Raw genomic sequence first — 16756 nt, 5'->3', positions numbered from 1 at the left:
GGTAGGAATCTTCGTATGATAGACCTACCCATTATGCCACGAAAACAGAAACTTTACAATTATTCACATAGAATTTACACAAATAGAAAACAGCCGGTAATAAACCGGCTGTTTTGATCATTTACGTCCAAATCCGAAGAAAGATCGTTTCTTTTCTTTTGGCTTGTCGTCTTCCAATGCAGTATAAGTTTGTCCGAACATCTCGACCCAATCCTTCTTGAAGCTCTCTTCACTGAATCGCTCGGTGACTTCTGTCGCCCTTGCGGAAAGTCTGTCCCGAAGGCTGCTGTCTTTCATGATGGCTACCACTTTTTCAGCCAGTGCTTTTTGATCGCCTTTTTTGACCAGATAACCATCGATGTCATCCCTTACGATATCTTTTGGTCCGTATTTAATATCATAAGCTACTGCTGGTGTTCCAGCAGCGAGTGTCTCTGTCAGGACCATACCGAAACCTTCGAAATCAGATGTCAAAATGGTGCAGGCAGCTGACTGATAGGATGCTGCCGGATTAGAGGAGAAGCCCATCAGCTTCACATTCTTCTCTAAACCAAGGCGTTTGATTTGGGCCTTCAATTCTTCTTCCAATGGTCCAAAACCATAGATATGATATTCAGCATCAGGAATCTTATCCACAACATGCTTGAATGCTGCAATTCCTTCATCCAGCCGCTTTTGACCTTCAAAACGGGCCAGTGTGACGGCCACTTTTGGCTGATGCGCTTGCTGCGCAGCTGGTGTTTCAGGGGCGGCATGCGGAATGACGTGCAGCTTTGTCGTTACATCATAGCGAGCAGTAATGTCCTTTTCTTGCTCATGTGTCAAAAAGACGACGTGATCAAAGGAATTGATGCCTTGCACGAAATGATTCCAAGATCTCTTCGTTTTCGCACTCTCGTCATAAGGTGACTCAAAGTGGTTGTTATGCGCAACCGCAATTTTCTCCACATCTGTGTTAGCGAGCAGGACTGTTTCGTCTGTCTTTCTGGAATCAGACATGAGCACCGGTTCCTCGTAATCCAGTACCGCTGTATCGATCCAAGCAGCGTATGCATGGTTGATGGAATCGTATTCGATGTCTTCTTCACCGAAAAGAATCGTCCTGCCTTCGCTGCCGGATGGATTCACCCAAACAGTGAGTCGGCAAGTGCCATCTTCCAGAAGATAACGGTGCAATTTAGGCTTATTCGTTAACTGATCCATATGACTCGTCCGCACAAGACGACCATCACGCAAATATTCTGCCCGGCGTAAACGATTCCGGCTTTCGTCCATATAATCGACCAGCTTCAGTGATCCATCCGCATTGAAACGGCGGTATTCCTTATAGACGCCATCTTCATAATATCGGTAAGCAAGCTGCTTGCTCTTTTTATCTTGGATCTTATGCATCTTCCCTGCTTCCACTGATGCTTCCTTCGGTTTATCGACTTTACTGATGTACAAGAGATCCGTATAATAGTTCCTTACTTCCACTCTTCTATCCAACTGTCCAGATTTATACAATTTTTCGATAATATTCTTATGGTCCTGCTGAAAAGCCAGCGTGAAGAAAACAACTTTCCCGTAATGGTTTGCGAGAATATTCGCCCTTTTCATCACTGCTTTCGTCAGGCCGCCTCGCTCCACATTCAGTGAATTGAACACGAATATAGGGGTCTTCATCATTTTGTCCTCCTACTGGTATGCCATGAAAGCGCAGTACCAAACATTCATTTGTTAACATTTGATTACTTTTTCATAAAACCGAATAATGATTTTTTCTTTTTATTTTCTGGCTTGGATTGGGAAGAAAATAGCTCTATCCAAGACTGATCATAATCTTTCTCACTGAAACGCTCTGTGATTTCGATGGCTTTCCCGGCCATCTCACGACGCAGTTCCGAATCCTCCATAATCGAAAGAATCCGGTCAGCGAGCAGCTTCTGATCGCCTGCTTCCACGATGAATCCATCCACTCCATCGCGGATGATCTCCCGCGGTCCATACTTCATATCATAGGAAATGGCTGGCGTTCCCGCCGCCATACTCTCCGTCAGTACCATGCCGAACCCCTCATAATTGGAAGTCAGGATCGAGCAGGCTGCGGATTGATAGGCAGCTGCCGGATCAGTGGTGAAGCCCATCAGCTTCACATTATCCTGCAGTCTTAGTTCATCGATCAGTTTTTGAAGCTGTGATTCCAATGGACCAAAGCCATAAATGTGATAACGGGCATCCGGCAGCTTATCGACGACATGGCGGAAGGCACGGATCCCCTCATCGACAGCCTTCTCTTCCGAGTACCTTGATAGTGCTACCGCTAGATGCGGATCCATGCTTTCTCCTGTAGCAGGTGCTGTTGACGGAGCAGCATGTGGAATGACATGCAGTTTATCTGGATTCACTCGGTATCTGGAAATAATATCCTGTTTCTGGTGTTCCGTCAAGACAACCACTTTGTCATAATCATCGATTCCTTCAAAGAAAGTATGCCATGTGATTTTCGTGTCGGAATCGTCTTTGTATGGTGAAGCGATATGGGAACTATGCGCCACTCCGACCTTCTCGACATCCCCCTGCACGCGCAGTACAGTCTCATCTGTTTTTCTGGAGTCTGATAATAAGACTGGTGACTCATAACTCTTCACAGCTTCTTCAATCCAATAGGCATAAGCATGCTGGACTTTTGCAAATTCCTTGTTTTGGTCGAACAGAATCGTTTTGACTTCCTCACCTGACTCGTCAAGCCAAACGGCGATCTTGCAAGTACCATCTGCATGGAAATACCGATGCAGCTTCGGTTTATTGTTGGTGATATCCATGTGGCTTGTCCTGATAAGCCGGTTATTGCGCAGGTATTCCTCCCTCCGCTGTCTTGTCCGGCTCTCATCCATATAATCAATCAGTTTCAGGGAACCATCTTTCTCAAATCGGCGGTATTGCTCATACAAGCCATTATTATAATAACGATAAGCAGGTAATTTACTCTTCTTATCGACGATATGGCTGTATCCAGGAAGCTCCACCGGCATCTGCACAGGCTCTGTCACAAGCTCCGTATCGAGTAGTTCAGCGTAGAAATTCCTCACTTTAATGCGCCTGTCCATCTGTCCGGATTCATATAGTTTTTCAATGATGTTTTTATGGTCCTGTTGATAAGCAAGTGTAAAGAAGACAACCTCGGAATTATGGTCTGCCAAGAGGTTGGCACGTTTTAATACCGCTTTTGTTAACCCGCCGCGTTTAACATTCAATGAGTTAAACACGAAGATTGGTGTTTTCATACTGTGTCCTCCTAAGCGGAATTAGTGTTCATCTAAGATAGCATAACATGGCTGTTTTTTAAAACGATAACACAAATCAAGCCCTTAGCATCCGCTTGACTTTATTGACGGCACGCTGTTTTTTGCTTAGCTGTTTCGGTTTCTTTTTTGTCGTATCCTTCAGTTTGAAAGATAAGTTCCCGTGCTTCGTATTATAGGTTGTCACATTGAGCAAATGATTTTTCTGCTTCGAGGATGTCAGCTTGGCAGTCGAATGCTGCGGCGTTTCCCCAATGATTCGTGCGATAGCTGTGTAGTTCTCGATCCTGCTGACAAGATGCAAATCAACGATATCATTCTCCGCATCCAGCCGTTCCAATGCTGATGCAGGGATGACGACATGGAACATGGATATTATCTGTTCCTGCATCACCTCAGGGTTCACAGGAATCGGGCTGTCCGTGTCATAGGCACCTTTTTGGACTGCAAGCGACGTCACACGTTCACTATCTCTGTCACTAAGTTTCAAGAAGAGCTGTTCTTCTGAAGCATCGACAAGGGAATGATAACTGTAACCTTCTACCAGCAAACCTTCTGCTTTTTTCTGTATACGCGTCACTGCAGCTGCCAGCTTATTGGAACGATGGAAGGACAATGTTTCAGCCTTAGCTAATTCGTAAGCTTTCTCCGCCTTCGGATAAATCAGACCATGGAATACTTGCATATTACCTGGATGACGCTCTGCATACCAGAAATTGATGAGATCTTCAAGCTTCCCTTGCTCGATGATACGCAAAAGCAGCTTCTCCCTTGTATTGAAATTCGCATAAATATCCAGGAACTCATGCTTCTTGATCAATGCTTTCAAGGAATCGAAGATGAATTGCTTATCTTCCATCTGAAAAGATCGTGTAATCGTTGTCCGGAGTTCGATGTTCAACACCCGGGTCAAATACTGATAGTAAGTGCGCAGCTTTTTCTCTTTCGGAAGATTCAAGCCAGCGACTGCTGCCAGTGTCTCTTCGAACTGGTGCATGTATATACGGCCGGTAATCGGTTTTTTCGTTAGCTGCTCCCTGCCTACCGTAAGGTTATTCGTCAAATAATAGCACGGATAATCTTTTACTACGGATATGGAATTCGAATAGGCATAAGCTTGGATGATGAACGGCTGATCCTCACCCAATGAATAATGCTCTGGGAATCGGATATTATGCTCTCGAAGCAGGCTTACACGGAAAAGCTTCTGTACACTTACCGTGTACATCGCATTGGAGCCATAAAAGCTGAAATTATCGGGGTTCCGGAAAATGGCTTGTGGAACACCCCTGTTGATGCCGACATATTTTCCAACAACGATATCGCTATCGTATTGAAGGATTTTCTCTTCCATCCGCTCCAATGCTTCTTCCCCAAGATAGTCATCACCATCTACGAAGAAAATGTAATCGCCTGTTGCAAGTTCAATTGCTTTATTTCGCGGGCCACTCGGAGAACCACTGTTTTCTTGATGCACCACACGTACAAAACTGTATGTATTGCTATACTCTTCGAGGATAGCTGGGCTTTGATCGGTAGATCCGTCATTCACACAAATGATTTCCAATTTGTCATTATCGATAGTCTGGTTGATGATGCTGTCCAGGCATTGTCTGATTGTACTTTCGTCATTATAAACGGGAATTGCGATTGTATACTTTAACTTCATTTTGTCCTCCGATATTTACATCAATTTTACACTAACTTTATTTTACAACTAAATTCTGCATTATGTAACAAAAAATCACATCACAGCCAGATTGGATGTGATGTGATTCTCTTACTTCAGATAAGCTGAATGGATCCACACTTCTTTTCCATTCAACATACCTCTATACCATGTATTATTGCCGACTTTCTCGGTCAGGTTCACCTTGAACTCCTTGCCGGCATAATGCTTGAGATCATAGACAAAGTCTTTTGATCCGCCCCATGCTTTCATATATGCACTGCCGGTCCCTTTGACATGCAGTGTTTTTCTTTCCTTATCAACGGTAACATGAGAATATGTCTTCATCTGACCTGCTTCCACCCAGCCAATCGTACCGCTTGTGCTGCTGGGCTTATTGCTGATCAAATAATATGTTTTCTTATTGTACACCGCTTGTTTTTTGATATAGTACACCTTATCTGTAAAGCCATCAGCTGCCTTCTTTGCACCAGTCGTCACACCAGGTGTTTGAAGAATCACAGCTCCACCGCGCAAATGGCCAAGTCGGCTTGTTTTACTTTCTTGTTTCGTAGTTACATACGCACTGTGAAGCCACATTTGCTTCCCATCAAGCTTTCCGCGATACCACGTATTATTGCCGACTTTTTCGGTTAGGTTCACATAAAAAGGCTTGCCGCTGGCAGAAGACAAGTTGCTGCTCACAAGGTTCTTGCTGCCGCCCCATGCTTTGTCATAAGACTTTCCAGAACCTGTCACATAAAGCGTCTGTGCTTTCTTGCTGACACCTGTATGGGCATGAACCGAAATCTGTTCCGCTTTTACCCAGCCAACTACATCTTTTGTTCTGCTTGGAGCGTAACTGATCAAATAGAAAAGCTGCCCATCTCTTTCTATTTGCTTCTTGATGTAATAAACCTGATCATAATCCTTGCTTCCGGCACTACGGTATTTAGCCGAAGTCTTGGCTTCATCGTAAATTCTGGCACCGCCGCGCAGATGACCTAGCTTGCTGGTATTGCTTTCTTTCCTTTTATCCGTTACAAAGCTGGAATGCACCCAGACTTCCTTACCTTTGAGTGTACCGCGGATCCAAGTATTGTTTCCGACTGTCTCGGTGAGATTGGAAGTGAAGACCTGCCCCTTCATCGATGCCAGGTCATATATTTTATTCTTGGAACCGCCCCATGCTTTGTCAAAGGCTTCTCCTACTCCTTTGATCGTGTACATGGATTTATCACGATTGACACCTTTGTGATCATGTACCTTTACATCTTTGGCTTTCATCCATCCAATCGTTCCGGACGTCGCGCTTGGCTTCGTACTCATCAAATAATAAGTAGTTCCGCTGACATTGGCTTGCTTCTTGATGTAATAAACTTGATCTGTCTTGCTGCTTCCTGCTTGGCTGCTGCTGGACAGATTTGATAGATTTGGATATATCCTCGCACTTGTAGACCGGATATGTCCCAGTTTGCTAGTTTTACTGTACTTGATTGCTTTTTGATTATATCTCTCGGTAACAAGCTTGACGAAGTCATTCCAGTTGTATCCGTACTGCGCAAAGTATCCATGCGGATCGACATGGGTTGTACCGCCAAGGAACTTGCTGACCGCGTTGTGCGACCACAACGTACCTCTTCCATTTGATTCCGCACTTGTCACACCAAGATCGTATTTTGCCAAGACATTAGCAATGTAATCTGCATAATTGTTAATAGATTTTGCAAAGTCTTCAAAGCTATCTTCCCGGACCAGTTCAACATGGACGAAGCGTTGGTTTGCATAATAACCAGCTCCCCATGCACCTAAGTCTGTCGGATGGATCTCAATGATATTGCCATGATCGACGAACGCATGTACAAATGCATTATTGTGGTTCTTTACCATATAATTTATCTCTGATCGGATAGAAGAATTCGGGTTGGCAGTTTCATGTGCTACCACACCTTCAACCGCCCCTCTTCCGTTGCGATAATTGAACTTGGCAAACTGACTCTTATGTTCATATTTGATCGAAGAGGTGGAAGGTGCGTTCTTCTTGATCCAGTCGTTTACATTCGGATAGCTTGCTCGTTTGGAGAGCTTTGGTTCTGAAGGTGGTTCCACTTCTGTTTCATCGACACCATCGCGCCAGTCGATTGGAATGTATTGCAGCTGCTCCTCGGATAGCTTACTGATATCCATTCCATAAACCATCGTACCTTCCTTGATTCCAAGTTCGTTGTACTTCGGTTCTTCTTCCTTTGCGGCAGGTTCCTGCTCTTTTGTTTCATCCTGTTCTGCCACGGGAGTTTCGGTTTGTTTATCTGTCGGTTCTGCTGACTCGTCTTTCACTTCTGTTCCATCAGTTGCTGACTGATCCGACTTTTCCTCTTCAGCTGCTGCTTCGTCCTGTGTCTCAGCTTCTGCTTCTGAAACATCTGTTTCAGTCTGTTCTTCCATCACCGCATCCTCGGAATTTTCTTCCACTGGAATGCTAGTACTATTCGGTTCACTACTAACATCTTCTGTATTCTGAACATTATGCTCTTTTGCAAAAATGCCAGCTGGCGTAATGCTAAAGCATAATGCAAAAACAACTATTACACTTAATATTCTCTTCATGTCTGCCCTCTGTTCCCGTATTTGAAAATGGTAATAGCGGCCAGTCCTCTGCCTGCCTCCTTTATGGCCATTTTGGATTAGGAAGTAAATGATGTAAAATTATTGCTAAAACCTTTTCCCTATAATATATCGACAAAAAATTTACAATTTGAAATCAAATTAACAAAAAAAGCACATTATCCATCTTGGATAATGTGCTTTTTTGTTTTAACGATAATTTGGGATATCAAGATACAAGGTATAAATACCTAGATTTTGATACAAATTGTACATAGTAGAAACTTGTTTGGAGGCCCAGCCGATGTCGGTAGCATATTGCTTGCCGAATGTACCGGTTTTATCCATCGCTTCCGGATTCCAACGCATTTTGTACAATGTGTTTTGACCTGAATTGATGTAGCCATCTCCGATATACTGCGCTCCTCCGACAATCGCAAGATACGGAGTTGTCCATCCTTCATCATATGCACGCTTTGCTCCGCAATCAATCGGACAGGAGTCATAAGCGCCGACGCCATACATGTTATAAACAGTCGTACCGTTATACTTTACTCCTTGAGCCAGCGTAGAAGTACCATTGCCTGTCTCAAGCGTGGCATGGGACACCAGGTATACGTCATTGATACCGTATAACTTGGCAGCATCGATGAATGCTTGGCCTTGCCCTTCAAGCGTACCTTTGCCTTTCAGGTACTTATTCAATGTCGCTGCATCCGCATCACTTGCTCTCGTCAGATCAAGGAATTGGAAACGCTGCTTTTCATCATTGATGAAGTTGTTCGGATCCAAGTAGTATTGAATGTCAGATGGGCTTGCATTCACCCATTGACGGGAATTCGTGAATTCGATTTGGTACCATTTGCCTGTTTGACCAAGAATGGTGACTTTCGCCCCTTTGGACAAAGTTCCGACAACCCAATAGCTGGTGCTAGGACCTCCGCGGACATTCAGAAGGTCTGCTGTCACTTGGTTATTACTATTGATGTACTCGGCGGATACATATGTCTTGTATTCGCTGTCTGTTTGCGGAGCAGGATTTGTAGTTCTTTGAATCGCTACAGCTTCCTCCAGCGTCAGATCGTATTGTGTTTCCTTGTCATAGCTTTCGACTACATATGCTTCATGCAGCCACATTGTCTTTCCATCCAATACACCGCGGTACCAGATGTTATTGCCGACTTTTTCCGTCAGGTTGACACGGAATTGGCTTCCTTCATATTTGGACATGTCACTTTCAACCAAATCTTTCGATCCGCCCCATGCTTTTGCATAGGAGCTGCCGTTCCCATTCGCATAGAATGTCTTGGCAGTCTTATCGATTGTGGTATGTTCATGCGACGACATCTCCGTGGATTTCACCCAGCCGACGACACCGCTTGTGCTGCTCGGTTCTTTGCTTATCTTGTAATACGTCACACCATGCACTTGCACTTGTGCTTTGATGTAGTAGACAGCATCCGTCAAGCCTGCATCCGTGGCGTTTCTGCCAGATGCATCCGCCCAGCTGTCATATACTATGGCATCTGCTTTCAAGTGGCCGAGACGGCTTATTTTCGTCTCATTCACTTGCTGGACATATGCACTGTGGATGAATACTTTCTTGCCATTCAGCATACCGCGGTACCACGTATTGTTACCGACTGTCTCTGTCAGATCCACTTGAAAAACTTGATCCTTATAGTCTGATAGATTATAAACTAGATCCTTCGATCCTCCCCAAGCTTTGGCAAAAGCCTGACCAGAACCTTTTACAAGGAATGTTTTCTTTTCTTTGCTGATCGTCTTATGATCATGCGTAGACAACTGAGATGCTTTCACCCAGCCGACTACACCGTTCGTTGCGCTCGGTTCCTTGCTGATCAAATAATAAAGCTCACCTGAAAGGGTCGCTTGCTTCTTGATGTAATAAACAGCATCTGTGTAACCGTCATTTACTGCTGAAAGGGTGGAGGCAGGGTTTTTCAAATCAGGGTAAATCACCGCATCACCATGCAGATGACCCAATTTGCTTGTGCTCTGCTCCGTTATTTTCGGCTCATAAGCTGTCACATAAGCAGAGTGAATGAACACTTGCTTACCATCCAGCATACCGCGGTACCACGTATTGCTGCCGACAGTCTCTGTCAAATTCACATAGAAAGTCTTACCTTCCATGCTGCTCAGGTTATAAACCAGATCCTTTGATCCGCCCCAAGCCTTTGTGAAGGCTTGACCTGTTCCTTTGATAGTGAAAGTCTTCTTGCTCTTATCAATTGTCGTATGCGTGTGAGTAGACATATCAGACGACTTCACCCAACCGACAACGCCGTTGGTTGCACTTGGTTCCTTGCTGATCAAGTAGTGCAGCTCTCCATTTATCTTCGCCTGCTTCTTGATGTAGTAGACGGCACTTGTGTAACCACCAGCTACAGCTTCGATGGCGGAAGAAGGGTCATTGATATCAGGATAGATGACCGCTCTGCTTTTCAAATGACCAAGCAGGCTCGTTTTTTGCTCTTCTTCGATCTTAACCGGCTCATATTCATCCACATATGCGGAATGAATATAGACAGTTTTACCAGCGAGGGTACCTTTATACCAAGTGTTGCTGCCGACTTTTTCTTCGGCGGTCACTTGGAACTTCTGCCCTTTGTACTCGCTAAGCGTATAGATAAGATCCTTCGATCCACCCCAAGGCTTGCTATAGGCGTTCCCATTTCCGCTGATCACAAATGTTTGCTGGTTGCTGTTCACAGTCTCATGTGTATGGGTGCTCATTTCAGAAGCTTTTACCCAACCAACAACACCTGATGTGCTGCTTGCCTGTTTACTGATGAGATAATATGTTTCATCATTCCACTTTGCTTGTTTCTTGATGTAGTATACAGTATCAGTATAGCCGCCAGCGACAGCTCCTGTAGACTTACTCGTATCGGTAAGTTCCGGATAAATCACCGCATTGGAGCGCAAATGACCCATCAAATCAGCCGAACTTTCCACAGGGGCAGCTTGTTGGACTGCTGCAGCGCGCATTGTCTGCTCTTCGCTTTGAGAATCCACCTCTTCCTCTTGGGCTTTGGCTTCTTCTTGAGCATCTGCTTTTGCTTCATCCTGCTTTTCAGTATCTGCATCATCCTCTGTCACCTGATTCTCGTTGTCAGCTGTAACGCTTTCATCGGTAGCTTGAGAATCTTCAACAGGAGCAGTTCCTGTACCCTCTGTCTCATCGACAGTTCCTGTTTCTTCTTCTGGTGCAACGGTTTCCGGCAATTCTGTCTGTGTCTCATTCGTTTGCTGGGCAGCTTCTGTCTGCTGATCTGACTTTATCGTCTCTTCCGCAGAAACATACCTTACTGGAGATACTAAGCTGAATAGAAGCAAAAAGATGAGTACATACGTGAATTTTTTCATTTCACCCTCCTAAATATTCAGTTTTCAATGTTCAACGCCATTGCATTGTGGTTTATGTAACAATTACCTCATATACCACTCCTTCGTTTTGACTAGGAATAGGTAACAATGGTATGTAATAGGCAACTATTTACCTATTTATCTATAATTCTACAAAACTAAACAAAACTTTACAATCTAATATTAAATTAATGCTTTATTTACATTAAAAATAGTTCTATTGATTCAACTTTTACCATTTTATTGAAAAAGAAGGTAACCCTAAATAAAATATCAAAAAACCACCGCCATATTTGACGGTGGTTCATCTTATTTAATCACTTGTTTCACAACGCGCTCGGAAGCTCTTCCATCCTCCAAGTAACAGAATCGGTTATAAAACGCTTCAAACCGCTCATCTGGCTGGTAGCCTTCTTGATCAATCCGTTTCACTTCCTGGATGATCTGCTCTGTTCGTTTGAACAAAGGCCCTGGCGCTGTCTGTTCGAAATCAAAGTAGAAACCGCGGAGGTTATCTCGATAATCATCCAAATCGTACACGAAGAACATCATCGGACGACGCAGGTTGGCATAGTCGAAGAATACGGAAGAATAATCTGTAATCAGCATATCCGCCATTAAGTAAAGCTCCCGGATATCTTCATGTTTGGAGAAGTCATATGCAAATCCTTCATAACTGGAAAGATCCAGATTCTCAGCCACAAGATAATGCAGTCGCAGGACGACAATATATTCGTCCCCCAATTCCTGACGCATACGATCCAAATCCAGCTCCAAATCGAATTTGTACTTTCCTTTTTGATAGAACTGATTATCCCGCCATGTCGGCGCGTACAGAATGATCTTCTTCTCCTCTGACAGCCCACAGCTCTTTTTCAGCGCATCGATGTTCTCTGGCTTATTATGTGTATAAAGAAAATCGTTTCGCGGGTATCCTGTTTCAAGCATGTCCTTGTCAAAGCCGAAAGCTCGGGCGAAAATTTCACTGGAATAGGCATTCGGTGAAACAAGATAATCCCATTTAGATGCTTCGAATAAGAAGTTTCGCTTATATGCCTCCGTATTTGTTCCCGGCATATGCACCTCGTCCATATCCGCAGCAAGTCGTTTCAGCGGCGTGCCATGCCATGTTTGCAAGTAAATCGTATGATTTGGTTTTGGAATCCATAGCGGCAGCCGGCTATTGGATACCCAATAACGAGCCCTTGTCATCAGGAATAACCAACGGATCGAGAACCTGCGCACGTATGGCACATCTTTTGTTTCAAAGTAAGGCACTGCACGGCGGTCGGAGCTCCAGTACATCTTGTACTCCGGATGATGTTCCCGCATGTATTCATAAATCGCCCTTGGGTTATCACTATACTGCTTGCCGAGAAAACTTTCGAAGACCATCAGTTTCTTATCGACAGGCAGGATAGCCCCGAATAGCTTGAATACTTGCTTGTAGCTGTTTTTGAGGAATTTCCCCCGGCGGATGTTTACCCATTTCCGCTTTACACGTGATACGCTATCCCGAATAAAGAAATACTCCGACGTCTGGATGGACAGATATTTCGATTTCTTCGTCAGTCTTGCCGTCATCTTGAATTTCTTGCCGTTTATAGTCGTTTTCACAGATGTAGGAAGTGCTGGATCCCTCTTCAGATGACGCATCCGGATACTGCGGATTGTCTGTCTCTTTCCATCTATTGAATAAGTAAGTTCCACATAAAACTTGAGAAACTTCTTCTCATCCATATCAATGTGCGGGATTATATCGAGTTCCCCTTCAAATCCAGATTGACGAAGCAGCTCATTGCCTTCATATTTATCTGCTAAATCTTCGCGTTCTTTGAATTGAAGCGGAAAGACCTGCTCTTCTTCTTCATCCAGGTTATTTGTCACAATCAATTTTAATTCTTCCAGTTTGTATCGATCATTTTGATAAAGCGGAGCATAGTTAATGGAACCTGAAAAATGAAGTAAACCTTGTTTCTTCAAATGTACTTCTTCCAGATTGGCAAAGAACACATAATCATTCACCCGGAAAGATACATTCCCTTTCCCGGTACGGTACGGGTAAAATACCTTGTCCGTTCCTGGTATGAAATAGGAATGATACTGCAGATGCTCCGGCGGGTTGGAGATTCGTGCCCGCTTGGTCTCCCCTTCATTTTCCCGTGCCACATACAAATCCCACATGACTCCATCTGTCAGCATTTGTGTATGTTCAGACGGATCCAGTGTCACTTTACAAATCGTATATTCATCCACACTATGGTCTTCTTCAAAAGTCAGGTAAATTTCTTCATTTGTATAACGATTCATCAATAAGAATCGATATGTCTCATAATCAGCGATATAGGAGGCTTTGATCGGAATCTCCATATAGAAAATCCCCGCATCAATCCGAACCGATATGGCTCTCCTATTTCGAAGGCTGATGTTTTCCATGCAGTACTTCTCCTCTCAACTTACAAATCCATTCCTTATTATAAATTTCATATGTAGGTAATTCAACAATGCATTTGTAAAGTTCTTTACACATACTTCGTATTTTAAATGGATTTTTTTGCTCTTCATTAGCATGTTTCATCCTTAGCCATTTATTCATTTTCAGCCAAATACAGGAAATCCAAGTGAAAATGTATGCGTTTTCGACAAAACTAGCATATATTTGCATTCTATTATCATAGCAGACTTGAAATTTAATTAAAATGTAAATATAATGTTAATCAGGTGTAAATGTTATGAACTATAATTACACTGTGACAATGAAGATGCAGACAACTTTTATATATGAAAAACCAAAACTAAAAGGAAATGAGGCACAACAATGAAGAAAGTAATTACGTACGGTACATTTGATTTGTTGCACTGGGGCCATGTGAACTTACTTCGCCGCGCGAAGGAAATGGGCGATTATCTTATCGTGGCAATCTCTTCCGATGAGTTCAATAAGCTAAAAGACAAGAAGTCTTACCACAGCTTTGAAAACCGCAAAATGATCCTTGAAGCGATTCGTTATGTGGATGAAGTCATCGCAGAAGAAAGCTGGGATCAAAAAGTCCGCGACGTCGTGGACCATAATATTGATGTATTCGTCATGGGCAGTGACTGGGAAGGCAAATTCGACTTCTTGAAAGAACATTGTGAAGTCGTTTACCTGCCACGTACAGTCGGTATCTCCACTTCTAAGATCAAAGACGATCTTCTAGAAGTGAATAATGGTTAGAGAATTTGCTATTTCTCTCTATCTAGCGTTCTTCAAAACGCTATTCATATTTTTCAAGCTGTTTCCCCAAAAGAACAAAACCACCTTGGTTTCCTCTTTTGGGGATAATATTTTGTATACGGCTAAATCGCTTGAAAAATGGAATACGGGAGAAATAGTCATATTGAAGACTCCTTCCTGCCGGGAAGATTTCACTGATCTGGATGCGGAGATCATACCTTTTTCCATGACGAATATAAGCGGCTTTATCAAAGGCATTTACCATCTGGCCACTTCGCGCGTCGTGATGGTAGACAATTATTTCGGTTTTCTTGCCGTAACGGACTTCAAACCGAATGTTACATGCATTCAGCTATGGCATGCTGCTGGAGCAATGAAGAAATTCGGCTTGATGGACCCTTCTGTCCAGACAAGGAGCACGAAAGCTCAAGAAAGATTCAAACAAGTATACAGCCGTTTCTCGTATGTAACGGTTGGATCCGAAAAAATGGCATCCATTTTCCAGGAAAGCTTTGGCCTGACCAATGCCCATATACTGCGAACTGGTATGCCACGTACGGATTTCTTCTTCGATGACAGTCAGATTGTGAAAATCGAAAAAGAAATTGCCGAGCAGTACCCGATTATCAAGAAACGCAAAGTCATCCTATATGCTCCCACTTACCGGGATGATGAACTGGCCAAGCCTAAAATCGAACTTGATATCGAGCGTCTTTACCGGGAGCTGGGACAGGAATATGTATTGTTCCTGCGCCTTCACCCTGCTGTTACTTGGGATCTAGCAAACTACTATCCAAACTTTGTAATCGATGTTACACACTATAAGAATATCAATCCACTTCTTCTAGTGACGGATATCTTGATCACCGATTATTCCTCGATACCATTCGAGTATGCACTGCTCAATCGTCCAATCATCTTCTTCACATATGATTTGGAGGATTATCAGAAAAAACGCGGTGTATCAGATGAATATCTTGAATCGTTGCCAGGACCTATGGTCAGGGATACGAAATCGATCATTAAAGTGATCAAAAAGAACGCCTTCCAATTGGAGAAGGTGCAAGCTTTCTCGAAACAATGGAACCAATATTCGAACGGACATGCGAGTGAACAGCTGATACATGCTATGTATACGTCCAACCCGGCCGTGGCAGCCACAACCAAGCCGTCCACACAAACTACACGCTGATGTGTTATCAGCGTGTTTTTTTAATCAAAAAAGAAGAGCTGGGACATAACTAAAATACCAGTGCTTAAAAGCGAACGTTGCTCATAAGTGCCGCTTCGGCAGAATACTCCGCTGGTATAGATTAACGTCAAAAAACCCGAACTTACGCGTATCTTTGTTTCAAGATTCACGTCAATAGTTCGGGTTTTCTTTTAGCTAAAACATTTTTGTCCCAGCCTCTTCTTCATTTATTGCTGATGCTGTTTGCGCCGTTCTTCTTCTGTCACTTTCGGAAAGCCAACCATATTGAGTAATGGACGATAGCGGTCGCTGATCAATCCAGTAATCTCAACGATCAACTCAATTAGTATCGCCAAGGCAATAATCAGGATAGTCGAGCCCCACATGGTGGCTTCTGTGTAAAGGACTCCTGTTATGCTGAAGATTCCACTGATTGCATAAATGACAATAACAGTCTGGCGATGAGAGAATCCTAGATTCAAGAGACAGTGGTGCAAATGCAGCTTATCTGGTGCTGACAAAGGCTTCTTCTGCACGATCCGGCGAATGATGGCAAACGTAGTATCCAAGATCGGTACGCCGAGAATGATGATCGGCACGATCAAAGAGAACAATGCAACGTTCTTGAACAGACCGCTTACGGATAATACGGCAATCATATAGCCGAGGAATAATGCTCCCGTATCCCCCATGAATATCTTAGCTGGATGGAAGTTGAACACAAGGAAGCCAAGTGTGCTGCCCAAAAGGAGCACGCCCATCATTGCTGATAGCGGGTTGCCCATGCTGATTGCAATCATGGCAATCGTGAATAATGCGATAGCTGAAACACCTGCTGCCAATCCATCCAAACCATCAATCAAGTTGATGGCATTCGTTATACTGACAATCCACAAAATCGTTATCGGGATAGCCCAAGCACCAAATTCGATGCGCCCAGCGAATGGCAATGTTACAAAATCGATCTGGATTCCGCCAAGCACCGTGACAGTTGCTGCTGCGATCTGTGCGATAAATTTCACTTTTGCCGATAGAATGAACTTATCGTCCAATGCACCAATCAGTGTGATCATTGTTGCCCCGATCAGGATTGGTGCCGTATTCGAATCATTAGGCATAAAGATTAGATAACCGATGACAAAACTGATGTAAATGGCCAATCCGCCCAATCGCGGCATGATTTTCTGGTGTACTTTCCTAGCGTTTGGTTTATCCGTTGCTCCGATTGCGAATGCCAGCTTTTTCACCATAGGCGTCAGCGCAACCGAAAGGATGAAGCATGCGGCCAACGCTATGATTAAAGGCGTTATGTGTACCATTCGTATCCTCCTAAATAGCTTGCAAATCGTTCCAAAATTGTTTTTATAATCCAAGTATCATAAACTACTAGATTTCGA

General features: G+C 43.6%; 9 protein-coding genes. 2 read left to right on the top strand and 7 right to left on the bottom strand.

Features of this window, described 5'->3' with window-relative positions:
- Nucleotides 1–117: 117 nt before the first annotated feature.
- The 6 genes from BLQ53_RS01335 to BLQ53_RS01310 all read right to left on the bottom strand — a co-directional run bounded on the left by BLQ53_RS01335 (nucleotide 118) and on the right by BLQ53_RS01310 (nucleotide 13386).
- Entirely contained in the window at nucleotides 118–1665 is a 1548-nt protein-coding gene (locus tag BLQ53_RS01335; protein WP_170829541.1) for a glycosyltransferase, read from the bottom strand.
- Nucleotides 1666–1730: 65 nt separating this feature from the next.
- Entirely contained in the window at nucleotides 1731–3266 is a 1536-nt protein-coding gene (locus BLQ53_RS01330; protein WP_093725233.1) for a glycosyltransferase, read from the bottom strand.
- Between the two features lie 76 nt (nucleotides 3267–3342).
- On the bottom strand, nucleotides 3343–4953 hold the full coding sequence (locus BLQ53_RS01325; protein WP_093725231.1) for a glycosyltransferase family 2 protein: 1611 nt from the start codon (nucleotides 4951–4953) through the stop codon (nucleotides 3343–3345).
- 111 nt (nucleotides 4954–5064) lie between these two features.
- Nucleotides 5065–7560: a peptidoglycan recognition protein family protein gene (locus BLQ53_RS01320; protein ID WP_093725229.1), complete on the bottom strand. Its 2496-nt coding sequence runs from the start codon at nucleotides 7558–7560 to the stop codon at nucleotides 5065–5067.
- A gap of 207 nt (nucleotides 7561–7767) precedes the next feature.
- Nucleotides 7768–10950, bottom strand: a complete 3183-nt coding sequence (locus BLQ53_RS01315; RefSeq protein WP_093725227.1) for a GW dipeptide domain-containing protein — start codon at nucleotides 10948–10950, stop codon at nucleotides 7768–7770.
- Nucleotides 10951–11259: 309 nt separating this feature from the next.
- The gene (locus BLQ53_RS01310; protein WP_093725225.1) at nucleotides 11260–13386 is read right to left on the bottom strand and encodes a CDP-glycerol glycerophosphotransferase family protein; all 2127 of its coding nucleotides are present in this window, start codon (nucleotides 13384–13386) and stop codon (nucleotides 11260–11262) included.
- Nucleotides 13387–13768: 382 nt separating this feature from the next.
- Between BLQ53_RS01310 and tagD the strand changes: the two genes are divergently transcribed.
- The gene (gene tagD, locus BLQ53_RS01305) at nucleotides 13769–14167 is read left to right on the top strand and encodes a glycerol-3-phosphate cytidylyltransferase (RefSeq protein ID WP_093725223.1); all 399 of its coding nucleotides are present in this window, start codon (nucleotides 13769–13771) and stop codon (nucleotides 14165–14167) included.
- Between the two features lie 112 nt (nucleotides 14168–14279).
- Nucleotides 14280–15359 (top strand): CDP-glycerol glycerophosphotransferase family protein, encoded by a 1080-nt coding sequence (locus tag BLQ53_RS01300; RefSeq protein ID WP_244499200.1) that lies wholly within the window; start codon nucleotides 14280–14282, stop codon nucleotides 15357–15359.
- Between the two features lie 227 nt (nucleotides 15360–15586).
- Here the strand turns inward: BLQ53_RS01300 and BLQ53_RS01295 are convergent, their stop codons facing one another.
- Nucleotides 15587–16678: a glycosyltransferase family 4 protein gene (locus BLQ53_RS01295; protein WP_093725219.1), complete on the bottom strand. Its 1092-nt coding sequence runs from the start codon at nucleotides 16676–16678 to the stop codon at nucleotides 15587–15589.
- Between the last annotated feature and the right edge of the window lie 78 nt (nucleotides 16679–16756).

The organism is Terribacillus halophilus, from assembly GCF_900101385.1.
In the GTDB taxonomy this organism is placed as follows: domain Bacteria; phylum Bacillota; class Bacilli; order Bacillales; family Amphibacillaceae; genus Terribacillus; species Terribacillus halophilus.
The sequence above is the reverse complement of the archived record's forward strand: the minus strand, read 5'-3'. Positions and strand labels throughout refer to the sequence as shown.